Origin of the sequence: Gelidibacter salicanalis (genome assembly GCF_016469035.1) — a bacterium.
In the GTDB taxonomy this organism is placed as follows: domain Bacteria; phylum Bacteroidota; class Bacteroidia; order Flavobacteriales; family Flavobacteriaceae; genus Gelidibacter; species Gelidibacter salicanalis_A.
In genome coordinates this window covers 85,474-110,383 of the sequence record NZ_JAEHJZ010000047.1, presented here as the reverse complement: position 1 = coordinate 110,383, position 24,910 = coordinate 85,474, and the positions used below count along the sequence as shown (strand labels likewise).

At 35.8% G+C, this 24,910-nt stretch carries 19 protein-coding genes; 11 read left to right on the top strand and 8 right to left on the bottom strand.

The features are described 5' to 3' along the window. Positions 1-132: 132 nt before the first annotated feature. Both JEM65_RS17810 and JEM65_RS17805 read left to right on the top strand, forming a co-directional pair. A complete protein-coding gene (locus JEM65_RS17810; RefSeq protein WP_199602567.1) occupies positions 133-1,890 on the top strand; it encodes a tetratricopeptide repeat protein in 1,758 nt (585 codons plus the stop codon). Between the two features lie 207 nt (positions 1,891-2,097). Then, the gene (locus JEM65_RS17805; RefSeq protein ID WP_199602564.1) at positions 2,098-2,613 is read left to right on the top strand and encodes a hypothetical protein; all 516 of its coding nucleotides are present in this window, start codon (positions 2,098-2,100) and stop codon (positions 2,611-2,613) included. A 144-nt stretch (positions 2,614-2,757) separates the two neighbouring features. Here the strand turns inward: JEM65_RS17805 and JEM65_RS17800 are convergent, their stop codons facing one another. The 6 genes from JEM65_RS17800 to JEM65_RS17775 form a co-directional block, all read right to left on the bottom strand. Next, positions 2,758-3,561, bottom strand: a complete 804-nt coding sequence (locus JEM65_RS17800; protein ID WP_199602561.1) for a type 1 glutamine amidotransferase domain-containing protein — start codon at positions 3,559-3,561, stop codon at positions 2,758-2,760. A 2-nt stretch (positions 3,562-3,563) separates the two neighbouring features. Continuing rightward, on the bottom strand, positions 3,564-4,724 hold the full coding sequence (locus tag JEM65_RS17795) for an iron-containing alcohol dehydrogenase (RefSeq protein ID WP_199602558.1): 1,161 nt from the start codon (positions 4,722-4,724) through the stop codon (positions 3,564-3,566). Between the two features lie 285 nt (positions 4,725-5,009). Continuing rightward, the gene (locus JEM65_RS17790; protein ID WP_199602555.1) at positions 5,010-6,008 is read right to left on the bottom strand and encodes an NADP-dependent oxidoreductase; all 999 of its coding nucleotides are present in this window, start codon (positions 6,006-6,008) and stop codon (positions 5,010-5,012) included. Between the two features lie 11 nt (positions 6,009-6,019). Then, a complete protein-coding gene (locus JEM65_RS17785) occupies positions 6,020-6,652 on the bottom strand; it encodes an NAD(P)H-dependent oxidoreductase (protein WP_199602552.1) in 633 nt (210 codons plus the stop codon). A 189-nt stretch (positions 6,653-6,841) separates the two neighbouring features. Continuing rightward, positions 6,842-7,423, bottom strand: a complete 582-nt coding sequence (locus JEM65_RS17780; RefSeq protein ID WP_199602549.1) for a TetR/AcrR family transcriptional regulator — start codon at positions 7,421-7,423, stop codon at positions 6,842-6,844. Between the two features lie 173 nt (positions 7,424-7,596). Beyond that, a complete protein-coding gene (locus JEM65_RS17775) occupies positions 7,597-7,884 on the bottom strand; it encodes a Na+/H+ antiporter NhaC family protein (protein ID WP_306465096.1) in 288 nt (95 codons plus the stop codon). A gap of 133 nt (positions 7,885-8,017) precedes the next feature. On the opposite strand from JEM65_RS17775, the gene JEM65_RS17770 reads away from it, so the two are divergent. The 9 genes from JEM65_RS17770 (at position 8,018) to JEM65_RS17730 (ending at position 20,694) form a co-directional block, all read left to right on the top strand. Beyond that, entirely contained in the window at positions 8,018-8,572 is a 555-nt protein-coding gene (locus JEM65_RS17770) for an RNA polymerase sigma factor (RefSeq protein WP_199602546.1), read from the top strand. Between the two features lie 55 nt (positions 8,573-8,627). Next, positions 8,628-9,587, top strand: a complete 960-nt coding sequence (locus JEM65_RS17765; RefSeq protein WP_199602543.1) for a FecR family protein — start codon at positions 8,628-8,630, stop codon at positions 9,585-9,587. Between the two features lie 130 nt (positions 9,588-9,717). Then, a complete protein-coding gene (locus JEM65_RS17760) occupies positions 9,718-13,293 on the top strand; it encodes a SusC/RagA family TonB-linked outer membrane protein (protein ID WP_233530721.1) in 3,576 nt (1,191 codons plus the stop codon). A 29-nt stretch (positions 13,294-13,322) separates the two neighbouring features. Beyond that, entirely contained in the window at positions 13,323-15,050 is a 1,728-nt protein-coding gene (locus JEM65_RS17755; RefSeq protein ID WP_199602541.1) for a RagB/SusD family nutrient uptake outer membrane protein, read from the top strand. A 24-nt stretch (positions 15,051-15,074) separates the two neighbouring features. Continuing rightward, a complete protein-coding gene (locus JEM65_RS17750; protein WP_199602539.1) occupies positions 15,075-16,010 on the top strand; it encodes a sugar phosphate isomerase/epimerase family protein in 936 nt (311 codons plus the stop codon). A gap of 46 nt (positions 16,011-16,056) precedes the next feature. Next, a complete protein-coding gene (locus JEM65_RS17745) occupies positions 16,057-17,136 on the top strand; it encodes an SGNH/GDSL hydrolase family protein (RefSeq protein ID WP_199602537.1) in 1,080 nt (359 codons plus the stop codon). Between the two features lie 7 nt (positions 17,137-17,143). After that, a complete protein-coding gene (locus JEM65_RS17740; protein ID WP_199602535.1) occupies positions 17,144-18,841 on the top strand; it encodes a right-handed parallel beta-helix repeat-containing protein in 1,698 nt (565 codons plus the stop codon). Between the two features lie 39 nt (positions 18,842-18,880). Then, positions 18,881-20,116 (top strand): ElyC/SanA/YdcF family protein, encoded by a 1,236-nt coding sequence (locus tag JEM65_RS17735; RefSeq protein WP_199602533.1) that lies wholly within the window; start codon positions 18,881-18,883, stop codon positions 20,114-20,116. A 200-nt stretch (positions 20,117-20,316) separates the two neighbouring features. Further along, positions 20,317-20,694 carry a type II toxin-antitoxin system HicB family antitoxin gene (locus JEM65_RS17730; protein ID WP_199602531.1) on the top strand — a complete coding sequence of 126 codons (378 nt, stop codon included), beginning with the start codon at positions 20,317-20,319 and terminating at the stop codon, positions 20,692-20,694. Between the two features lie 344 nt (positions 20,695-21,038). Here the strand turns inward: JEM65_RS17730 and JEM65_RS17725 are convergent, their stop codons facing one another. Then, positions 21,039-21,608 (bottom strand): DUF4251 domain-containing protein, encoded by a 570-nt coding sequence (locus JEM65_RS17725; RefSeq protein WP_199602529.1) that lies wholly within the window; start codon positions 21,606-21,608, stop codon positions 21,039-21,041. Between the two features lie 691 nt (positions 21,609-22,299). Then, positions 22,300-24,771 (bottom strand): zinc-dependent metalloprotease, encoded by a 2,472-nt coding sequence (locus JEM65_RS17720; protein ID WP_199602527.1) that lies wholly within the window; start codon positions 24,769-24,771, stop codon positions 22,300-22,302. Between the last annotated feature and the right edge of the window lie 139 nt (positions 24,772-24,910).

Sequence of the window (24,910 nt, the reverse complement as noted above, 5' to 3'; positions counted from 1 at the left end):
GTGTGCTGGGTGCCAAAAGCAAAATCCCATCAACTGATTCATCGGAGTCAGTTATAAAATTGTTGATTATCAATGTTTTAGTCTTTATAAATATTTATCTTTAGACTAACTAATCATTCCTCGTAACCAAAATTGAAACACTATTATTTATCGGTTTTGTTGTTTTTCAGTAGTATTACTGCCGAATTATGTTCTCAAAATGAGGCACTATCAAGTACTGATGCGTACAATCAATATAAAGCCATAAGTGACTCTATGGCGATTTCATTTCCTGAAGATGATATTAAAACCTTTAGGCGTACTTCCTTTAATGAAACCCAGCTACAAAATTATCTCTCCATGCATTTTAAGCGTATGGATCTATTGTCTCAAATTAAAGGGCATCACGTCTTTATTTTGAATAGTTACTTACATTCTGGCAATTGGTTTAAGGAAATTGGTTTTCCTAAGGAATCCATTAAGTCCTATAAAAATTTCTTTCGATACTATAAACGTTATGAACAAGAACTATCACAAGCTGATCAAAAAGGCTTCAATGTCATGCGGTTCTTTGCACATGGTATTCTTGCTGAAAATTATGCGAATCTTGGGATGTTAGACAGCGCTATAGAACAGCATCACATGAATATGGCCTTCACGAAAAACCTTGATAATATCTATTACCCGTCAGCCCTTAATAATTACGGACTGCTATTATATTGGCATAAAAAAGAATTGGATTCAGCGCTTCTTTATTTTAAGAAAGCCTATCAGCTCACGCAGTCAAAATTTCCAACGCATACTTTAATTGGAAGTATTCGCGATAATATTGCAGACATTTATGTAGAGTACGGGAGTTATGAAGAAGCCCGACCGTTATATGACCTTAATTTCGAGTTTTACAAAGAGGCTATTAATGAAAGAACGTTACAAAAAGATATTCCAAGACTCGTTAGTGCGGGTTCGCAATTGGTGACGAGCAATGTATATTTAAACAAGCTAGTTGAAGCACAACAAGCGTTTGAAGCCTTAGAAACAATTGTTACCAGTCAGGAAAATTTAAATTTGATAAATTCTGAATCACGCATGGAATATCTGCTAGCAAAGGAGTGCCTTTTGAAAAAACAAAATAACCTTGATGCAGCTTATGCCATTGCAAAACACATCAATCAGTATGCAGATAGTATGCATAAAGTTGCTGCGATTACAGATAAACGTTGGCAAGAGGAGTTTAATGATGTGACTATAGATAGGATTGCGCTCAATTTTAAGATTGATCAGCTGGAAAAGGAAAACAAAATTAAAAGTCAAAGAGGAAAATTAAGATTTGTTGGATTGGTCTCCTCTGTTTTTATTTTACTCTTATTGATTTTGTTCTTAAGCAGACACCACCATTTGGTCAATGCCAAAAACAAACAATTATTGGCAGAACAAAAGTTGGAAAATGCAGCGCTAAAGGTTAAACAGCTGCATTCTGAGATTAAATCGAAAGAACGGGATTTATCAGATTTTGCAATTAACTTAACACAAAATCAAGGTTGGACCAAACACCTTGCTGATCAGTTGGAAGCGATTAAATTAGCCCGTCCTGAAGACCGCGAAGGGTTATTAGAGTCGCTAGATCAAGATATTTCCAATAAAGTAAGTTTTGACAGTGATACACAGGAATTTTTTGAGCGCTTAGACAAATTAAGTGATGCGTTTTACAGTAAACTTACCACGAGTTATCCTAACTTGAGTAAGAATGAAATTAGATTATGTTCTTTAATCCGGTTAAAGATTGAAAGCAGAAGTATCGCTACCCTTCAAAATATTACAATGGCCTCTCTCAATACAAGCCGTTATCGTCTGAGAAAAAAACTTGATCTTTCTGAGAACGTCAATTTAGATACCTTCATCCAAAATTTATAAAACACAAAAACCAGCAGTATAAAGGTTTATACCGTGAGTAGTCTATTAAATGTCTATTGGTTGTGTATCAGCTGTCTATACCTGTTTTATGGGTTTTAATCCAATCTTTTTTAATTTAGTGCTGTCCTAAAATCACAGTTACAACTTCAAATTTCTGAAGTGTTAATAGCATGACACATACGTATAATTTTAAAAAATCTTACACTCATGAAAACTCGTATTCTTGGTTTAGTATTTTTAGGAATGACCAACCTGATGCCCGCACAAAATGATTTTGCAATGGTGACACCAGATTATAACCACAGCGTTACAACTGACAAACCCGTTAATAAAAACAGTCAATATTTATCGTATATGGCAGTACAACCAGAAGCAGTACGGGTTACGAAATTACAATCCTTAGCGGCCAACTATGACATTACTGCACTGTCTATTTATAGTGCTAAAAAAACTTTAACTTATACGGTGGTTTTTAAATCAGCTGAAAATTATATTAAGGCAATTTATGATCATGAAGGTACCATCATTAAATGTGAAGAGTTTTACAATAATGTGAGAATGCCTTACAGTATTAGCAGCGAATTGGCTAAAGATTACCCAGGTTGGGAATTTCATAAAATCCATTACACCATAGATTATGCTTTAAATGAAACGCCAAACTTTGTTTATGACGTAGAATTAAAAAAAGGGAATGTTTCTAAAAAAGTGCAACTCAACTTTTAGACACTGTGAGCGATACTACTGCACAGCGTTTCTTGATGATCAGATGTTTATTGCTGCTATGTGTACCTCTCTCAAATTATAGGAATTAAAAAAAGGCTGTCCTTATTAAAGACAACCTTTTTTCATGTTTAAAAAGTGATGATTCTATTTCAAACTTTCTAACAATTTATCCGCTACCAATTCAGACGATGCTGGATTTTGACCAGTAATCAAATTCCCATCTTGAATGGCATACGGCGCCCAATCTTCTTTTTTAGAATAGATGCCCCCATTTTTGGTCAACATATCTTCCACCAAGAACGGAACGATATCAGTTAATTGCACCGCCGCTTCTTCCGTATTTGTAAAGCCGGTTACTTTTTTACCTTTAACCAAAGCGTTTCCGTCAACACCTTTAACCTCTTTTAAAGCTGCGGGTGCATGGCACACAAAAGCAATAGGTTTCTTTTGACTGTTGAATTTTTCGATTAAAGCAATTGAGGTTTTATCGGTTGCTAAATCCCATAAAGGACCGTGCCCCCCTGGATAAAACACGGCATCAAAATCGTCCGGATTGATATCTGCCAATACTTTGGTGTTTGCAATTCGTTTTTGCGCTTCAGCATCTTTATCAAAACGTTTCGTTGCCTCAGTAGCAGCATCTGGTGCGTCACTGGTGGGATCAATTGGTGCAGCACCGCCTTTTGGTGTGGCAATGGTAATGGTAGCGCCTTTGTCTAATAAGGTGTAATAGGGGTTGGCAAATTCTTCAACCCAAAAACCTGTTTTCTTTCCTGTATCTCCTAATTTATCGTGAGATGTCAATACAAATAATATGTTCATGTGTTTTTCTTTTTTAATGTCTGTTTGTGCTTCTGAAACCATTTCAGAAGATTTGTTTTTAACGTTGTTACAACTTGACGCTGTAATGACGGTCAACATAACTGTTAACGATTGTAATAGCTTCATAATTAGTAGGCCATTTTTACAATCTTCTCCACCTTATCTGGAGTTAGGTCCTGGTGTTCACCCAATCCTAACCATTCACGCTCTGTAAAACGTTTGGCAATGGTTTCAGCGGTGCCTTCGTAATCTTTGGTATAATCCGAAAGTTTGGTATCAATGCCCAATTGATGGAAAAATGCGACCGTTTTCTCAATGGCGGCATAGGCTTTATCGTCTGTGCTACCTTCAGTAATATTCCAAACACGCTCGCCATATTGGGCTAATTTTTCTTTTTTAGCTTCAAAATTATATTTGTAATGGCTTGGTGCAATCACCGCTAAGGTACGCGCATGGTCAATGCCAAACAACGCGGTTAACTCATGGCCGATAGCATGTACTGCCCAATCTGTTGGGACACCTTTTTGGATGAGTCCGTTTAAGGCCATTGTACAGCTCCACATAAAATCTGAAGCCGCTTTGTAATCGGTAGGGTCTTTTATCACCTTTGGAGCTACCTCAATGATGGTCTGTAAAATGCTTTCCGCAAAACGATCCTGTAAAAGGGCACCGTTAGGATAAGTCATATACTGTTCCAACACGTGGGTAAACGCATCGGTCAATCCGTTGGCCAACTGACGTTCAGGAATTGAGCTGATCACTTGTGGGTCCAATATGGAGAACACCGGAAATAATCCTGGTCCGCCCATGGTACGCTTTTCCTTGGTTTCCTTTCTGGTGATCACCGCACCTGAATTCATTTCAGAACCTGTTGCAGGAAGCGTCAATACCGTGCCAAAAGGCATGCCTTTTTCTGTTTTAATGTTTTTGCTTAAAATGTCCCAAGGGGTGTCGCCTTCAAATAGGGCAGCAGCCGATAAAAATTTTGTACCATCAATCACTGATCCACCACCAACAGCGAGTAGATAGGTGATTTTTTCGTCTTTGATAATTTTTAGAGCGTCCATCAAAACGGCGTATTCCGGATTTGCAGGAATACCGCCAAATTCAACTACTTCTATATTTTTTAAAGCAGCTGTTACTTGATCATAAATGCTGTTTTTCTTAATACTGCCGCCACCATAAAGTACTAATACCTTGGCGTCTTTAGGGATTTCGTTTTCTAGCTTTGCTATGGTATCCTTTCCAAAAATGATTTTGGTCGGGTTTTTAAATTCAAAATTGTTCATTATTTAATGTTTTTTTAATTATATTATTGTTGTCCGATTAAAATGTCATCCACCTTCTAAGAATATAGACTAATAAGGGTTTTTCAATGTTTTGTTCGTTAATGTCCTCATTTTTTATTTTCGTTGAAAATGTTAACAAACACTATAATTCCTGATAATTATAAATCTAAATTCCTATGTTTTCAGTGCTTAACGGTTGAAATCTTGGTTCTTGCTTCTAACAGCGAAGCGGTCTTGATTCTAACAGTGAAGCGGTCTTGATTCTTTTCCCGGACACTATTGTAATTATATCTTAACAATCATTTTCCCTTTATTCTTACCTTCAAATAAGTCGATAAAAGCCGTTGGAATCTTGTCAAAACCTTCTACAACAGTCTCAGTGTAGGTAAGTTTGTCTTCGGCTAACCATTCCGATAATTGGGTCATGGCTTCCGGGAATTTTTCAGCATAGTTTGAAACGATAAATCCTTGCATGAGCGCACTGTTCTTTACTAAAAATGGCTGTACACTTAAGCTCTTAGGTAGTTCAGTAGCATTATACAACGAAATGGCACCACAGATGACCATTCTGGCGAATTTGTTGATGCTAAACAACACGGCGTCCGAAATTGGTCCACCCACATTGTCAAAATAGATATCCACACCGTTTGGCGCCACTTCGGCAATAGCCGCCTTCATATCTTTAGTGGTATTGTAATTGATGCCGGCATCAAAACCGAATTTAGTTTTTAGCATCTCAATTTTTTCATCGGTACCCGCAATGCCGATCACTCGTAATCCGAGGATTTTCCCAATCTGTCCTACCACTGACCCCACGGCTCCCGCAGCTCCAGAAACCACCAGGGTTTCTCCCGCCACAGGTTTCCCTATTTGGGTCAATCCTAAATAAGCGGTCAACCCGGTCATACCTAAAATTCCTAAATAGGCACTTAGGGGCGCTTTCGCTTTGTCAACTTTTAAAAGTCCGTCGCCATTGGAGACTTGGGTTGTTTTCCAATCCAACATGCCCGATACAAAATCGCCTTCTTTAAATTGGTCATTTTTAGAGGCGATCACTTTTGCAATCACGCCAGAATGAATCGGTTTGTTGAGTTCAAAAGGTGGCACATAAGATTTTGCATCGCTCATGCGGCCTCTTAAATAAGGGTCTACAGAAACATATACCGTTTCTAAACGCATCTCGCCATTTGTAAGGGTGGGGGTTCTTTCTTCAGTCACAAATTCGAAATCCGATAGTTTAGGGGTTCCTTTGGGTCTGTTTTTTAATACAATAGTCTTTGTCATGATTCTTTTTTTTAGTTTATAACAGTTACTAAATCGGACATAGGTTTTCTCACCTTAACTAAGTTTACCAACCAATCTTCTTCTTCTTTTCTATAGCCTAAGGGTAATAGCACGGCACTGCGTAAGCCTTTTTCACGAAGTCCTAAAATGGCATCCACGGCATCTGCATCAAAACCTTCTATAGGCGTCGCATCTACACTTTCAAAAGCAGCTGCTGAAATGGCTTGCGAAAAGGCAATGTAGGCTTGCTTTGCAGCATGATGATAATTTTCTTCGGCATCTTTTTGGGGATAGGAACCGAGCAACATCTGACGGTAATTTTCCCAGCCATCGTTTTTAAATCCGCGAATCTCGTTGGTCAAATCGAACATATAGTTGATGCGATCTTCAGTATAAGTGTCCCAGGCCGCGAAAACGAGCAGGTGGGAACAGTCGGTAATTACCGGTTGGTTCCAAGCTACGGGTCTGATTTGTTCCTTTAATGCTTGATTCTTAATCACCATAATCTCAAATGGTTGTAAGCCGCTTGAGGTTGGCGCTAAACGTGCCGCTTCCAAAATACGTTCAATTTTATCTTCTGAAACAGTCTTGCCGTTCATTGCTTTTGCGGCATAACGCCAGTTTAATTTATCTAATAATTCCATATATGTATGTGTAGTTAATTTTAGTGTTTATTATCTAGTTAAAGGTAAAAACCCTGCTCCCGATAGCTATCGGGATTCATTGCAGTTACTTTAGTTTCTATAAATTTTTAAGGATATTTTGTCATTTCGACAGAGCGAGGAACNNTTCATTCTTTTCTTTAAAACTTTGGATTTCAAATCCATAGTGGTTTATTTGCTTTTGATGCTGTTCCAAGCAGATTGGTAGGCGTCTTCTATTTGTGTGCGATCCAATTGAAATGCGCCGCGTTTCTGGGCCATCATTAAAAACGACAATGGATTGATAGCGTAGGCGTACAACAAGTAGTTGGACATATCTTTAATAAGTCCTTCTTGTTTACCACGTTCCCACAGGTCGAGTAGGGGTTGTAAATGTTTAATCCCTTCCTGCAAACTAGGTTCGTCTATAATGGGGGTGTTATCGCATTGTGCCAGAAACATCGCGTTTTCTGATTCGTTCAGTTTAAAATCGGCAATGCGCTTCCAAATCACTTCAAAGCCCTGTTCTACGCTCATAGTGTCAGTATAAGTGTCAAAGGCGTAATGAGTATATTGGGTTTTGACGTCGATATAGGTTTTGTTGACCAGGTCCTGCTTATTTTCAAAATACAAATAAATAGTCGCAGGAGAAACGTTGGCCATTTTCGCAATCTTACTCATAGGTGTTGCGTGAAAGCCATTGTTGTTGACCAGCTCAATAGTGGCCTTTATAAGGGCGTTGCGTTTGTCGATACTTTTTTGAAGTTGTGCCATGTTAATTTTAAATCTGGTACAAATATACAATAAAAATGAACGTTCATTCTTTTTTTTAACAAAGGTTTGGGTAAGAGTGCGCATCCGGTTCAGTCACTTACTGAAACGGGTTGCCGACGAAGCTACTGTTTTAGCTACTTTAGCCGATGTTATAGGTGAATTTATTGAACACTTTACGAAGCCTTCACCTCGCGCTTAAACACAATAAACAGGGACGCAGAGATAAAAAGCAATATCAAATACCAGGAATTGGTTACCAAATCAATGTAACTCATGTTCCCGTCGGCGAAACTTAAGATCATCAATACTTGGGCGCCATAGGGCAAAAGGCCTTGACTGATACAGGCAAACACATCTAGAGTGGAAGCGGTTTGTTTATTGTCTAGCGCATAATCATCATTGATGGATTTTGCGATGGCGCCCGAAATGATGATGGCCACGGTATTATTGGCAATGGCCACATTATTTGTATCAGTTAGTTAACAAATTTGTATCAGTTAGTTAACAAATTTGAACAAAATTTTTATTAATTTTATAAAAATATCTTAAGTTTGTTGAATGGTTGATAATCAAAAAATATCAAGCAAAATATTGATGGAGCGCATAAAGTGTTCTGATAAAGTATCTTTTGGTATTTTATATAATAGGTTATGGGAACCTATGTATGTCAAAGCTTATTCTATTACTGGTGATAAAAATTTAGCTAAAGATATTGTTCAGGATATTTGGATTAGTGTTTGGGAGCGAAAAGCCACGATTGCTAATGAAAATATAGAAGGCTATTTATTCAGAGCCGTAAGGTATAAAGTATATAATGAATTCAGGAACTCCAAATATAGGAATATGCTTATTGAAGAATTTGTACGGAACTACAATCTCCCAATAGAAGCTAATAGCATTGATCAAGATTTTCAATTAAAACATACTGAAAAAAAAATCCGTAGTTCAGTAATGTCCCTTCCAACAAGATGTAAAGAGGTATTTGAATTAAGTCGGTTTGATGGCATGAAAAACCATGAAATAGCCAAAAAACTCAATATTTCACAGAGAACGGTGGAAACACATATTTCGAATGCATTAAAAGTGCTAAGAAAGCACACAGCGCTTATCCTCACGATATCAATAAGAATCCTTCACGAGTTTTTATGAATTTTTTTTACGTGTGTTTATCACTTCATGTTATATAATAGTATAAACTCTTATTTTGACACGGAAAGAATTACACTTTATCATAAAAAAATACCTTAGCGGTAAAGCTACCCCGGAGGAATTAAACCTTTTAGAAAAATTTGAACAATTTTCTGAAAATAAAATCAGCAACAGGGTTTTTGACAGTGAGAGAGAAAAGAACAAAGTAAGAAATGCTATTTCTGAAAATATTCAAAAGAGTATCCAAAATAAACCAGCAGGCCAAATGTTATATGCAATTGCGGCTTCAATTGTGATATTGGTTTCCATAAGCGTTAGTTATTTCTTAACAACTTCCGATCGCCATGAAGCACCATTAATAACTTTTATTACTAAAGAAACTCAATGGGGGCAAAAAGCAACCATTACACTTTCAGACGGATCTGTTGTTAAATTGAACTCAGGAAGCAAAATTACATTTCCAGAAAAATTTACTGATAGTATAAGGACTGTGACATTGGAAGGCGAAGCTTTTTTTGAGGTTGCGAAAAATAGAGATAAACCATTTGTAATAACCTCCAGCCATGTTACCACAACCGTTTTAGGTACCTCGTTTAATGTGGAAGCATATTCTGATGAGCAGAACATTAAGATAACATTGGCAACGGGAAAAGTAAATATTGATGCCGAGGGCAAAAATTCAATTTTGTTACCTTCCGATCAATTCATCTTTAATAAGATCAATAAAAAAGTAGCAGTTCAAAAAGTAGATGTCCAAAGATATTTGGAATGGAAAGATGAGATCCTGCGCTTCGAAAATGAAACACTTGGTGCAGCAGCAAAAAAATTAGAGAAATGGTATAATATAACCATTGTGTTTGAAAACACAAACCTCATGGAATGTACTTTTACAGGGATATTCAAAAACGAAAGATTACAAACCATTCTGGAGCATATAGCCTATGTGAAACAAAATATTGACTATGAATTTATCTCAGAAAGAAACATAATTTTAAAAGGAAGATGCACTAATTAAAATATTTAGAAATATATGATATAAAGAAACACCCATAGAAAAGCAGTCTGTTAAGTAAACTTTTGCCGAGTAACCACAGACTGCTGGAAGTTTAACAGCAACTAATTAAGTAACCACTAAACATTTATTTATGAAATTTTTTAAAATTCCTATTATTAAAATGATCTCAAGAATGTCCATATATGCGTTTGTTCTTTTACTGGCAAACTCTATACTGGCAACCACCATTTCTGGTCAATCCTTAGAGAAAACAAAGGTATCATTTTCTTTAGAAAACGCAACTGTAATCCAAGTATTTAAAATTATTGAAAATCAAACAGACTTTAGCTTTGTTTATGATAATTCGGTAAGCGACAAAATAGATAAAATAAACTTTAATTATAAACTTATTTCTCTTCTGACGGTATTGGAGATTCTTTCAAAAGAAAATCATTTAGGTTTTAAACAGATCAATAACAGTATATCGGTTAAAACCCTCCCACAAATAAAGAAAAATGCTGTGGAAACTGGAGTTGTAACACGCGATATTACTGGAACAATCACAGATTCGAATGGTGTTCCTCTACCTGGGGTAACGGTTGTCTTAAAGGGTACTAACATAGGAACTTCTTCAGATTTTGATGGTAATTTTTATTTGAGTGTTGTATCCAACCAACCTAATATGACACTTGTGTTTTCTTTTGTTGGATATGTGACTAAGGAGGTGGAATTGGGTACATCAAACTCTATAAAAGTGATATTAGATGTCGACGTAGCGAGTCTAGATGAGGTGATTGTTGTAGGTTATGGAACTCAAAAAAAGGAAAATTTAACTGGAGCAATAAGTCAAATTAATGCGGATGATATAGCCTTACGTCCTGTATCGGATGTGTCTACCTCATTACAAGGTTTGTTACCAGGATTAAACATTCAAGTAAATAATGGAGACCCTTCTGCGACACCTGATATTAACATTCGTGGTTTTAACTCTATTAATGGAGGAGGTCCCCTGGTATTAATTGACGGAATAGTTGGTGATATCACCCGTGTTAACCCCCAAGATATTCAAAACGTAACAGTACTAAAGGATGCTGCATCGGCTGCAATTTATGGCGCAAGGGGAGCTTTTGGCGTAATATTGATTACAACAAAAACAGGAAAATCAGGAGATATGAGGGTTGATTACTCATATAATCTGGGTTTAACATCTCCGACTACAAGGACAGATTTTATTACAAATCCTTATGTTTATGGAAAAACGGTAGATGCCGCTTTAAACGGGTATAATGGTTCTAATTATACCGGATATACCAGTGATATGGATTGGGAAACAATTAGGATGGTTGCTGATGGTGAAATAGAGCCTTTTTATCAGCCGCAAGCAAATGGGGCCAATAAATTCTTTTACAAAACTGATTGGTATAACCATTTATTTAAAAAAGTACAATACTCTAAAATCCATAACTTATCCATTTCAGGTGGAAGTGATAAGTTAAAAGGGTATCTCTCAGGTAGATTTTATGATCGTGATAATATTAATAATATCCAGGATACTAAACTACAAAGATATAATTTGAAATCAACCCTTACTTTTAAACCAACCAAATGGTTGGAGCTTTCAAATAATATTTTGTTCAATCGTGAAAAAAATCAAGATTTCGGAGGCTATAGAAGTGGTTATGGAGGTATCTGGAGTACTACTACATGGTATGATTTAATGCCTTTCTATCCAAAGGAAATTAACGGCATTCCTACTGAGATAGGAAGGGGTGGTGGTGGTGGACAAGGTGGTACATCAGCCATGGCCGATGGTAATAACTGGCGCAAATTTAATGAAGAAGAGTTTACCAATACATTTAGAGCAAAATTAACTCCCTTAAAAAATTTAGAAGTAAATTTTGATTATAGTAATAAAATCACAACCAATGCTAATACATATCGCTATAATGAGTTTGAGTATTTAACGACAGACAGGCTTGAACTGCAAACGGGTGGAATAAATAGATTAGGAGAGTTCAGATGGCGTAATTATTACAATGCATTGAACTTATTTGGATCTTATAAAGTTAGTATTAAAGATGTCCACAATTTTAAATTATTACTAGGCTATAATCAAGAAGATTATGAAAGAGACAATGTTTTTGCACAACAAGGAGGGCTTCTATTAAGAGATAAATCAAATTTAGCTTTTGGCACGGAAATACTAAATGCAGATGGTTCTGCTATAGCTTGGGCTGTTCAAGGTTATTTTGGAAGATTTAATTACGATTATAAGAGCAAATATTTATTAGAGGTAAATGCTCGATATGATGGGTCATCAAGATTTCCTGAAAATAGTAGATGGGGCTTTTTTCCATCCGTTTCTGCGGGATGGCAGGTAAACAAAGAAAACTTTTGGGAACCTGTTGGAAATGTGGTAAACGCGCTAAAATTAAGAGTTTCATTTGGAGAGCTTGGCAATCAAAGTGTTGGAGTTAATACATTCCAACAATTAATGGGAATGGGACAATCTAGCTGGTTAGACAATGAACAGCGTTTAGTATATGTTAGTGCTCCTGGCCCTTTGCCTAGAGTTGTAAGTTGGGAAACAACGAGAAGTTTAGACTTTGGTGTTGATCTAGGGTTATTTAAAAATAAGGTTAATTTAACTTTTGATTGGTTTGAAAAGAACACAGACGGTATGTATTTGCCAGGAACACCGCTGCCCGCAGTTTTTGGATCATCTGAGCCTAGAGAAAATTTAGCATCGTTAAGAAATCGAGGTATCGAATTAAGCATGACCTATAGAAATACTTTTAATGTTGGTGGGTCTCCATTGTCATTTAGTGCTACAGCAAATGTCACTAACTTTAAGGGTATAATAACTAAATATGAAAACCCTCAAGGTTTAATGAGTACCTATTGGGAAGGGCAAGAGTTAGGAACAATTTATGGATATCGTACAGATGGCCAGTTTAAAAGCGATCAAGATGCATTGGATTACCAAAATTCTTTCCTAAGTCCTACTACAAATTTAGGAAACGTCTATAATTACATCCTAAATATAGTCCAGAATAATGAGTGGAGCAGGTTAAGAGAAGGAGATCTTAAATACCTTGATACGGATGGTGATGGGAGTATAGATCGAGGTAATTATACTTTGGATGATCCAGGTGATTTACGCCCAATAGGTAATGCGATGCCTAAATTCCCTTTTGGATTTAATGTAAGTGCCACTTGGAAAGGTTTCGATTTTTCTTTGGCAGGATCTGGAGTTGCGAAACAAAATTGGTATCCCACTGGAGATATATATTGGGGTACATACCAAAGGCCTTATTTATCATTTTTAAGGAAGGATTTGGTTAATCAAGCATGGACGCCAGGGAAGGGTGGGGAATACCCTCAAATAGAAAGAGGATATGCCTCTCTGGGTAGTGGCAGATCACTCTACGAAATGAACGATCATTATTTAAAAAATATCGGGTACTTAAGAGTTAAAAATCTCACTTTAGGTTTTACAATCCCTCGTGAATTAACTTCAAAATACAGTATTCAAAAACTTCGTTTGTATTTCAGTGGTGAAAATTTAATTACATGGAGGTTTGGAGACTTAACCAAATATGTGGATCCAGAGCAAGCTGGATCTGCAATAAACTATTCTGATCCAGGGAATGCCGTTGGTAGAGCAGATTTACGGTCTTATCCTATGGGAAAAACGGTTTCTTTTGGGGTTAATTTAAGCTTGTAATTATTCTAATAAATTTTAATACTATAGAGATGAAAACATCATATTTAGGTTTTGGCGTTATATTATTGCTGTTATTTAGTTGCAATGAAGATTATTTAGAAAGATCACCAAAAGATCAGGTGGATGCTGAATATTTCTTTAATACAGCAAAAGATTTGGAGGTGGCTACAAATGATTTTTATACGATGCTACCAGGGAGTACTAATTATACAGATGATTCTGCCTCAGATAATATTGTACCTTTAATAGCTTCAACACGCGTGCGAGGTGCCCGAATTGTGCCTACCAATAGAGGTAGCGGGGGCTGGTCTTGGGGAAGATTACGGGATATTAACTTCTTTCTGGAAAATTATCAAAAGGTTGATGATGAAGAGGCAAAGAAAACCTACGGCGGAATTGCACGTTTTTTCAGGGCTTATTTTTATTTTGAAAAAGTCAAAAATTTTGGAGATGTACCTTGGTATAACAAAGTTTTAGAAGCTGGAGATCAAGATTTATATAAACCTAGAGACTCAAGGCAGCTGGTTATGGATTCGGTTATGGCAGATATAAATTATGCCGTAAATAATATTCCAAAAGATAAAGAGTTAAATCGCATAACAAAATACACAGCACTTCTTCTTAAAGCAAGAATCGCCCTGAATGAAGGAACTTTCAGAAAATATCATGGAATTGCTGGATACGAATCTTTCTTAAATCAAGCAGTGTTAGCTTCGGAAGAATTAATAAACTCTCAAGCTTATACCTTATTCACGCAAGGTGGGCCAAATTCAGCTTATAGAAATCTGTTTTCAAAAGACAATCAAGATAAAACAGAAACCATATTGGCAAGAGATTATAGCCGTGAATTGGAAATCCATAACTTAGGATATTTAATGACATCACCAACACAGGGTGCTTGGGGTATACCAAAAGATATGATAAATAGTTATTTGAACAAAGATGGAACGCGTTTTACAGATTTGCCAAATTACGATACTAAAGAGTTTTATGAAGAGATGCAAAATAGAGATCCAAGGCTAACACAAACCACTGCGGGTCCAAATTTCACGATTAATGGAGAGAGTTCTCCAGCCCCAGTTATTTTGGCAGGAACTACAACTGGTTACAGAGTAATTAAAGCGCTGCCGTCTAGAGACCAATGGAGTGCTTCCTTTTTTGACATCATACTTTTTAGGTATGCAGAAGCCCTATTGATTTATGCAGAGGCCAAAGCAGAACTTGGAACTATAACGCAAGAAGATTTAAATACTAGTATTAACTTACTTAGGGATAGAGTTAGTATGCCCCGAATTAATCTCGCGGTTGCGAACGCAAATCCAGATCCATATATAGAGAACATGTATCCTAATATAGATCAAAGTTCCAATAAAGGAATTATTCTTGAAATACGACGTGAAAGAAGAATAGAATTGTTTAATGAAGGATTTAGATGGGATGATTTAATGAGATGGAAAGCGGGAAACAAAATAGAGCAACCTATGGTGGGGATTTATTTTTCAAGGCTCGGGTCTCACGATTTTAATAATGATTCAATCCCAGATGTATTTTTATATAGTGGGTCGGCATCTGGAGCACCCGGTTCTGTATCTACATTAATTAACGTAGATCAAAGAACCTTAACTAATGGAAATTCAGGGAACCTAAACCCTTTTAGTAACGGAGGTTCTTTCGATGAGAGCAAAGATTATTATTATCCACTTCCTTTAGAAGACCTTGCCTTAAATAATAACCTAGTTCAAAACCCTAATTGGTAAATTATGATATATAAATTTTTATTAATGGCTTTGATTACAGCTTTCTCTCAAGGTTGTAGTTCGGATAAACAGACAGCAGATCTGCCTCAAGTAGAATTACCCCCCCTAAAAGTAGGGTATAGTATCTCTATAGAAGGAGAAAAATTTAGCTTAGAAAGTTTAAAATATGCTAAATCTGTAGGGGTGGATTATGTAGAGGTTTCAGGAATTGGATTATTTTTAGATAGTAATAGAAACTTTAAAATGACCGATACTGAAATTACCCAAAAATTAAAATGGGCTAAAAAAAATGCCGATGAAGCAGGCATAGAGATATGGTCGATACATATGCCATTTGGAAAAAATATTGATTTGTCATTGATTGACGAAAACGATAGGACGGATGTTGTTTATAAACAGGGGAAATTAATAGAGCTTCTTTCAATTCTTCAACCAAAAATCATCTTATTTCATCCAAGTTATTACTTAGGTTTAAATGAACGTGAACTTCGAATTACGCAATTAATAAAATCCGCTAATACGCTAAACGATAAGGTAAAAGCTATTAACGCTGTTATGGTAATTGAAAACATGCTTGGACCCGAGTTATTAAAAGATTTAAATCAAGAAAGGCCTTTATTAAGAAATGTGGAAGAAGTTGTTGATGTAATGAATAGACTCCCAAAATCTATAGGTTCTGCTCTTGATATGAATCATATAAAAAAACCTGAAAAATTAATTTTGGCAATGGGTAGTCGTTTAAAATCTGTTCATATAGCCGACGGTTCAGGAGAAGCAGAGAACCATTACTTTCCTTGTTCAGGAAAGGGAGCTAATAATTGGTCTCTAATTTTGGATGCTTTGGATGAAGTTAATTTTCAAGGTCCCTTTTTGTTTGAAAGTGCTTATGATGATGAGAAGGATTTATTAAAATGCTACACTTTATTACATAAAAATTATATAAAAACTAAAAACAAGTAACAGCTTAAGAGTTTCTTTATGAATTAACCTTTTGACTATTAGTTTTATGCAAAAATATCTTGTTTTCCTTTTAATATTTATCTGTTTACCACTATATAGTGTTGCAAAGCAATTGGACAGTATTAAATATTATGATGTTGATAAATTTCAAATAATTGGAAAATCAACTTTATCTGATTCATTAAAGTTTTATAGAATTAAAGAGACTTTAGTTAAGGATTTTCCTGAAAAAGTTAAAGAACTAGCTAAAAACACATCTGGTTTTAATGTTGTTTTCCAAACCAATTCAACTTCTTTAAGTTTAAAATGGCAGTTAAGAGAATACAAAACGTTTGCAAATATGACACCAATTGCGATTAATGGATTTGATTTATATGGTTGGAATGAAAATAAATGGCAATTCGTAGCAGCTGCAAAACCATCGAGTATTAACAATGAAGTTGCTATAGTAAAAAATTTAGATGGGAGAATGCACCATTTTAGATTGTATTTTCCTTTATATACAGGGGTTAAAAAGGTGAAAATAGGTATTGACGCTGATAAGAAAATTGAACGAATTAATAAGTCTTTTTTACCTCATAAAAAAATCGTCATCTATGGATCAAGCATAACCCAAGGAGCGTCTGCCTCCCGACCTGGCATGACTTTTTCTGCTATAATCGGTCGGAACTTAAATGCAGATGTATATAATTTTGGTTTCAGTGGAGCAGGCAAAATGGAAATAGAAGTAGCTTTGGTTCTCAGTAAATTAAAGCCAGATTTATTTATTTTAGATTGTGTGCCTAATGCCTCAATGGAACAAATAAACACACGAACGATGCCGTTCATTGAAGCCTTAAGAAAAGATAACCCGAATATTCCTGTTTTAATGGTTGAGAGCCTATTTAGGGAAGATGGACATTGGGATATAGAAAAAGGGAAAAAGGTGTTGGGACAAAACCAAGCCTTTAAAAACATCTATCTGAAATTAAAAGAGCTTAATGATGTAAACCTATTTTATTTAAACCATCATAACTTGATAGGAAAGGATAATGAAGCTACCATAGATGGCACACACTTTAATGATATTGGGCATATGAGAATGGCCGATAATTTAATTGAATCAGTACATAATATTTTAAAATAGATAAACAATGAAAATAACTACACATTATGGTCAACTAATAAAATTAATTTTATTAGCCTTAGTTTTAACGACTTCAATAAGCTGCGATAAAGAAGTTGATGTTATAGAATTATCATTATTTGTTAGTAATGATACATTCGAAGTTTCAAATGGTAATAGTCAACAAAAAACAGATGTTTTAACCAATAAACCTTGGAGTGCAACATCAAACGTTGATTGGATTACTTTTGAAAAATCAAGCGGAGACAAAGGTCGTTTCGATTTAATCTTTTCTGTAATAGAAAACGAGGATGACAAGAGAAATGGTACCATTACTGTTATGATTGGAGATGATACCGTTAAAGAGATAATGGTTGTTCAAGAAGCTGGAAATAGAGATGATATTTATGTAGTTTTAAATGGAACGGGGGAAGGTTACTCTTGGGACGAGGCTACGAATTTAGATAACGCTTTACAGATTGCTGTTAGTGGTAATACAATACACATTGCGGAAGGTATTTATATTTCTGATGTGACCGTATCAGGAGGCGATCCGTCCAGCGATGGCGATAAAACCTTTGAGGTCTCTAAAAATATTACCTTAAAAGGGGGCTATGCTGCCAACGCAACAAAGGGAGCTATTGCAGATGCCTCTTTATATTCAACAATACTTTCTGGAAACGGCACCTCTTACCATGTTGTAACAGTTACTGCAGGTAAAACAGAAGGACAGAAAGTTGCCTTTAATGGACTAACGATTACGAAAGGAAATGCTTTTAGTAAAACTAGTAATATAGATATCAAAGGCGTAGATTTCAGACGTGATTATGGTGGGGGCATGACAATAGGTAATTCTGTGGTTGATATTATTGATACGAATATAATTGAAAATCAATCAGAAAGATTTGTTGCTGGTCTTTATATTTTTGACCAATCTGTCGTTACGATAAAAAATTCAAAGATTAATAATAACATATCGACAAGTAATGCTGCTGGTATTTGGGTAAACACATCTAAATTGTATATTTATGATTCTCAAGTAATCGCTAACGAGAGCCCTGGAACAGCTCCGGGAGTTCATGGTTATCCAAATGCCGAAATATATATGTATAATTCTGTAATTGCTAATAATAAGGGAAGATCTTTTGGTGCCGCATTTTATATCAGAGATGGTTCTAAAGGCGTATTGGTTAACTCTCTTATTTCAGGTAATAGCAGTACTTCCACAAACGGAGGTGGTGGTGTAATGATGTATGATAATAACGATGTTACAATTATAAGCTCAACAATCACTGATAATACAATTGCTGGGCCAGGCGGGGGGATATATAGAAGATCTAATGTAAATACGGTAACTATTCTAAACTCTATAATTTCCGGGAATACACAAAAAGATGACGGTCCAGATGTCGATGTATATGAATCAGATGCTATTGATACAGTTATTAAAGCCTCTGTAACTGGAAGCACCACTTACAATGAAAATGGTGTTATAGAAACAGATGCTGTCTTTAATTATAATAGTATGCTTCAAAGTCCTTCTTCATTTGTTGTTATTCCTATTGGTACAGATAATCCGGCCATTGATCTAGGAATGGCATCACAAAAATTAATAGAAATTGGATTAAGTCAAGACCCTATAATTCCGCAAGCAATCATCGCTTATGACCTTCTAAAAAAGAGCAGAGATGGCTTAAAAATCATGGGTGCTTTTGTTTCGAAGTGAATAAAACAACTAAATTAATATAAAATACTTTATCCATTGATGAGATTTATAATTAATAAAGTAGGATTATTAGTAATTTTACTTTCTTTATCAGGCTTCTGTCAATCTATTAAAAAAGACACTCCAAAAACAGTACTACTTATACTTGGTTCTGCTGATTTAAATACTACTATATCACGTGTGGAAATAGGGTTTAATTTATATACCTCAGAAATAAATTTTGATTATGTTGTGGTATCGGGTGGTTGTGGTGCACATAGTTCTAGTATTTGTGAAGCAACTGTAATGGCCGATTTATTAATTGAAAAAGGAGTTTCTGAAAATATCATTTTTAAAGAAGAAAAGTCTAAAAGTACAGCTCAGAATTATTGTTATAGTCGAGAGCTAGTAAATCCAGATGGAGCAAGAATAATTAATGAGGGTGATACTCTTTTTGTAGTTTCTAATCACTGGCATGCTATGTCCGTTTCCGGATGTTTTAACGATAAAGACTTAATTAATTCTAAATATGTTATAGAGGGAAGTATTATTCCCAAAAAAGATGATAAAACTGATTACGTTGCTATTTATGAAAATTGCATGAATAATTCAAATTACTGTAAATCTGTTCTTTGGCCCAAAGTTGATGCTGCATATAGTATGAAGAGTTTTCATGAGAAATATGATCAAGAAGCACGCAATTTATTTATTAGAGATCTTATAATTAAAAGTCAGGATTCTAATAACGTGTATAGCGTAATATCAATAGAGCTTCCTCAATTACCAAGATTATGGAAATCAAACATTAATGCGTCATTTTACAATAAATTTGAAAATTTAATTTACTTATTTAAAGACGATCAATTTATAGCTATAAAACCTGGCTCATCGAGAATAAAAAAGGGTTATCCTAAATCGTTATCTAACTTATTTTCCAATCTATCCAATTATTGGCAAAAAGGACATGTAGATGCTGCTTTTTTTCATCCAAAAACAAAGCAGATTTATTTTTTTAAAGGAGATCAATATGTTCAATTACAGTATAAAAAAAACAAGATTCAAATAGCCGAAAGCCCTAAAGGAATTTCTGAATTAATTTTGAATTGGTCTTTTAAATGGGGGAAAGGTAATATTGATGCCGCTCTTTTTATTGAAAGCACTAATGAACTTTTACTGTATAGAGGTCAAGAAATGTTAAAATTAAACTTTGACGGCGAAAACTTAAATGTATTTAAAAATATGCCAGAAAAAATAAGTTTGGACTGGCCAAAAGAATTATGGGGATGTAGAAATTAAATATCTAGAAGTGAAATTTATATGTGAGCTCGATATTATAGCTAAAAATGTCTAATTCTTCGAGAATTCTAAAATTTGAAATGTAAATTCATCAACTAAAAAAAACTCTGAGAAGGAAACCTAAAACATGAACCACATCCAAGTAAAATAGTAAAATCCTATGCAATTAAACAGATAATAGAATATTTAAATTTATAATTATGAGTGACTATCTGACATACAAAGGATATTTTGGAACTGTAAATTTTAATTCAGATGATGAAATATTTTATGGAAAGATTTTTGGAATTAGTGATTTAATAAATTTTGAAGGATCGTCTGTAAAAGAATTAAAAGAATCTTTTAAGGAATCTTTAGATGATTATTTGGAGACATGTAAAGCGTTAAATAAAGAACCAAATAAGACATTTAAGGGAAGTTTTAATGTGAGGTTAAGCAAGGAATTGCATAAGAGAGTAGCAATGATTGCCAATCAAAAAGGAATTTCTTTAAATGATTTTGTAAAGAAGGCCATTGGCTATGCTGCGTCTCACGATATAGATATTGATGAAAATATCATGAAAACACAAAAAATGTAATTAAAGTTCTACGTATAATTAGTGTATAAAATTTTATTTTACTCACGTATTTCTTAATTCCATAAAACTTTAAATGTGTCCGTGAATCGCCTAAAAAGCGATTTCTTAAAATTTAAGGTCTTGTGGCAATCCATGAGAATCTCGTAAACTTTTATAGCTATCAAATAATCCTTTAAGTTTCAATGCCACAATTAGCTTGACATAATTACTATCGATATAAGTCTAAAGACATTATATCTGCAATTATGTCAAATATCGCCCAAAAGCGCTATTACGCTAATTGTTATAATTTGTTCTATAATTTATATTATGTAAAATAGAATTTTATAGGATAAAGAAACCCACTATTCCTTAGCCTCTTCCAATGGACTCACCCGTCCTGAATATTCTATAGAACTTCTGGTTGTAGACTGCACTCTGATGGTGCTTCTTAAATTTGGATATAAGATAATCATCATATCGTAATGTTCACTGTTGCGATATTTATCGTCAATCTTAAAACTAATCTCTACAGCATGTTTTTGATCATCATGCGTTACCTTGTAATCTTTAGGCACTTCATTAAATTCTATACTATTCTTGTTGTTGTTATAACCACCGCCAAAATTCTGTTCTCCAAAAAATGGTAAATACCCGCTAATACTATCGCCTTTAATGGTTAATTTGTTGGCATTTGTAGTAATATCGATATGATTGGCGCTGTTTCCCGGCCCTAAAATATTTGAATTAGCCACTCTACTAAATGCTGCCGAAGCAAACGGCGACGCACTATTGGAGATGATCTCTAAAGAGCGTGACGCCACCAAATCCTTTAAATTCTCATAGGCTTGATCTTCCTGGGCTGTAAATTCCTTTGAAGAACCACAGCTTAGGATCATTAAACATAACGCACTATAGACGAGTAAGTTTTTCATAATTACTAATTTACGGATTTTGGTTTAGAGTTGTATGGGTTGATTGGAGAAATTATTTTTAAAAGTTTATCACGAGAATAGAGATAATAGAAAAGAGAATAGAGAAGAGAAAAAAATGGGACACGAATTTCACGAATTGGCACTAATTTTTTCTTTGTGGAACTCTGTGAAACCTCTGTGGATCTCTGTGTAACAACTCTTGTAGATAATAGAAAAGAGAGAAGAGAGAAGAGAAAATGGGACACGAATTTCACGAATTAGCACAAATTTTTTCTTTGTGGAACTCTGTGAAACCTCCGTGGAACTCTGTGCAACAACTTTTGTAGATAATAGAAAAGAGAATAGAGAGAAGAGAGAAGAGAAAAAGAGACACAAATTTCACAAATTATCACAAATTATCACAAATTTATTCTCTTTATATCTCTGTGAACCTCCGTGGATCTCTGTGTAATAACTTCAAAATTTCGTAACAATTCCGCACTATTCGTGTCCATTCGTGAAATTCGTGTCAGAAAAAGAGACACGAATTTCACGAATTGGCACTAATTTATTCTCCGTGGAACTCCGTGAAACCTCTGTGGATCTCTGTGTAACAACTCTTGTAGAAAATAGAAGAGAAATAAGACAACATTCGTGTCATTCGTGTAATTCGTGTCAAAAAAAAGGAAAGATCATCCTAAAAATTCTTATTCTATCTTGGATCTAAGATCAACTCAATGCGTTTAATGGCATCTTGATAATGGTATTTTGTCTCAGTTTGCGCTACTAAATTTTTACGACTATTCAATTGGTTTTTGAGCGTGTTCAATTCGCCTCTCACCAAAGCCCTAACGTCAGATTGGTTCACGTTGTAATACGCACCCCAACGGCTCGGTTTCAATTCTTCCGTCATTAAGAACGCCATACGGTCAATGTAGGCACGTTGTAGATTCCGACGGTACACATCTACCGGTTGGTTGCCGCTGAGTTCTTTCCAAATGCCTTTGCGCAAATCTTGTAACAGTTCCAATGCCGAATAATTTTCGGTACTAATTGCGGCGCCGTCAATCAATCTGCCCATCACCTCAAAATCTAGAATGCTATTCAAGTGTCGCGCCTGTGCGCTTCTAAAGGTTTCTGTATATCCCGTATGATCGATATTTTGGAGAATCTTAAAATTGATCATCCAGGTTGGTGTGGCAAACGCATTTTCGTGCAACCATGACATGGCTGCCTTCTGATCAGTCTTTGGAGCAGCGGTATAAATTACCCCACCCTGATTTGGTCGTTTCGTATTTTCATAAACCCCACCAATATGGGTTGTAACATGACCAATATAACGGTTCCAAACCCCTAACAACTCCCCTTGTAATTCTTTCAAATCGTCATAATCATTGGTTTGATCGCTGGTCCACTGTGGCAATTGCTCTGCCACATATTTTAAGTTTTTGAGTCCGTAGGTGCTGGCTTTGATAGAATTATTGCCAATATCTTCCGTTTGTGATGACGGGTCAAAACGACTGCTTTGTTTCCCGTATTTAAATCTTGGATCGTCTGCCTTGTCTAAAATCCACTGATTCAATGTCGGCACCTCCCCTTCTGTAGTTGCTCCTGGAACAAAACGGTAGCCCCAATTGGTCACATAATGATCATAAGGTCCCATCTGACGGATAAAGCGCACATTCTGATCTCCCGGTTGTGCAATGTAATTATAACGGGCATAATCCATTAAACTTGCGGCAATGCCATGCTCTTGGGTAAATGCGCCATTTCGATAACTCTCCACATCATAGGCATGACTGGCAGCCATATTATGAGGAAACCCTAAGGCGTGACCCACTTCATGGGCAATGACCATACGCATCATTTTGCCTATTTCTTCATCGCTGGTATCTAAAGTACGTGCGGACGGATTGGCGGCTCCAGTCTCCAACATGTAACGATTTCTATAGGACCGCAAATGATTGTGGTACCAAATAATATCACTTTCAATAATTTCTCCGGTACGCGGATCAGACACACTTGGTCCTACAGCATTCCTTGTAGTACTAGCTACATAACGCACTACGGAATATCGGATATCTTCAGCGCTAAATTCCGGATCTTCCTCATAAGTTGGCGGATCTTTCGCAATAATGGCATTTTTAAAGCCTGCGGTTTCAAATGGTTTTTGCCATTCTTCAATACCCTGTTTAATGTATTTACGGAGTTTTTCAGGTGTGGCAGGATCTAGATAGTATATAATTGGTTTGATAGGCTCTACCAACTCTCCCCTATTATATGCGGCACGATCTTTAGGTTCCAATCGCCAGCGACGGATAAATGTTTTTTCATCAGATTTTAAAGCTTCACTGCTATAATCATATTGGCTCACTGTAAAAAATCCTACCCGCGGATCGGCAAGACGGGGTTGCATTGGGGTAGTTGGGAGCAATACCATGGATTGGTTCATCTGTAGGCTGATGGTCTCCGTTTCAGGAAGCATTGGCGGTTTTGAAGCATTATAGCTAAAGTCCTGAACGATTTCAATATTCAACGGAAAACTTTTTGCCGAGGTGATAAAACTTCTGGAATCGTCTAAGTTACGCACCTTATAGGTTTCACGTAAGCTGGCTGACAGACCACTAATGGCTTTCACATCGGTGCTGTAAAATTTGGTCACATCAATAACCACTGCAGAAGAATCTTTGCTAAACGCTGCAATATCAAAAGCGTATAAGGTGGGTTCATAGTTATTGGCCTTTACTGAAATGTTAATCGGCAGACTATCGTTTGCCACCGCATTATAGGATTTTACTTTGATCAAGATTTTGTCCTGAAACCGCTCCCAACTGATCAATTGCTCATTGGCCTTCGAACCGGCATTGACGTAACCACCTCCCAGATTTGAGGGCAATTTTGCCATGCGGCTGACCAACAACATATCCTTATTGAGCAAGCTGTCCTGAATCTCAAAGTAATAGCTGTCTTTTATTTTGTGGATTTTAAATAGGCCTTCATCAGTAATTGCATCTTTGGTAATGACCTTATCATAAGGTTTTATAGCCTCCTCTTTCTTTTTTTCGGGTGCGGGTGCAGCTACCTGATTTTTTGATTTTTTCTTGTTTTTAGTAGATTGGGCATGTGTGTTTAGCGGATGTAGTAGGCCTCCAAAGAGAAGAGCCAAAAGACATAATTTCTTCATTGCTGTTATATGTGTTAAGGTTTTATAAATATAGAGATAAGTTTTAAACTGAGCTTATGCTCAGCGAAAACATCTTTATAAAACCAAAAAAGACCCCATCCGGTTACGAATTAGGGTCCTTTTCATGTATTGTAATGGC

What these genes read in the sequence shown, in the direction of transcription:
- JEM65_RS17805 (WP_199602564.1), top strand. Translation starts at nt 2,098, where the DNA reads ATGAAAACTCGTATTCTTGGTTTAGTATTTTTAGGAATGACCAACCTG.
- JEM65_RS17800 (WP_199602561.1), bottom strand. Translation starts at nt 3,561, where the DNA reads ATGAAGCTATTACAATCGTTAACAGTTATGTTGACCGTCATTACAGCG.
- JEM65_RS17795 (WP_199602558.1), bottom strand. Translation starts at nt 4,724, where the DNA reads ATGAACAATTTTGAATTTAAAAACCCGACCAAAATCATTTTTGGAAAG.
- JEM65_RS17790 (WP_199602555.1), bottom strand. Translation starts at nt 6,008, where the DNA reads ATGACAAAGACTATTGTATTAAAAAACAGACCCAAAGGAACCCCTAAA.
- JEM65_RS17785 (WP_199602552.1), bottom strand. Translation starts at nt 6,652, where the DNA reads ATGGAATTATTAGATAAATTAAACTGGCGTTATGCCGCAAAAGCAATG.
- JEM65_RS17780 (WP_199602549.1), bottom strand. Translation starts at nt 7,423, where the DNA reads ATGGCACAACTTCAAAAAAGTATCGACAAACGCAACGCCCTTATAAAG.
- JEM65_RS17770 (WP_199602546.1), top strand. Translation starts at nt 8,018, where the DNA reads ATGGAGCGCATAAAGTGTTCTGATAAAGTATCTTTTGGTATTTTATAT.
- JEM65_RS17760 (WP_233530721.1), top strand. Translation starts at nt 9,718, where the DNA reads ATGAAATTTTTTAAAATTCCTATTATTAAAATGATCTCAAGAATGTCC.
- JEM65_RS17755 (WP_199602541.1), top strand. Translation starts at nt 13,323, where the DNA reads ATGAAAACATCATATTTAGGTTTTGGCGTTATATTATTGCTGTTATTT.
- JEM65_RS17750 (WP_199602539.1), top strand. Translation starts at nt 15,075, where the DNA reads ATGGCTTTGATTACAGCTTTCTCTCAAGGTTGTAGTTCGGATAAACAG.
- JEM65_RS17745 (WP_199602537.1), top strand. Translation starts at nt 16,057, where the DNA reads ATGCAAAAATATCTTGTTTTCCTTTTAATATTTATCTGTTTACCACTA.
- JEM65_RS17740 (WP_199602535.1), top strand. Translation starts at nt 17,144, where the DNA reads ATGAAAATAACTACACATTATGGTCAACTAATAAAATTAATTTTATTA.
- JEM65_RS17735 (WP_199602533.1), top strand. Translation starts at nt 18,881, where the DNA reads ATGAGATTTATAATTAATAAAGTAGGATTATTAGTAATTTTACTTTCT.
- JEM65_RS17730 (WP_199602531.1), top strand. Translation starts at nt 20,317, where the DNA reads ATGAGTGACTATCTGACATACAAAGGATATTTTGGAACTGTAAATTTT.
- JEM65_RS17725 (WP_199602529.1), bottom strand. Translation starts at nt 21,608, where the DNA reads ATGAAAAACTTACTCGTCTATAGTGCGTTATGTTTAATGATCCTAAGC.
- JEM65_RS17720 (WP_199602527.1), bottom strand. Translation starts at nt 24,771, where the DNA reads ATGAAGAAATTATGTCTTTTGGCTCTTCTCTTTGGAGGCCTACTACAT.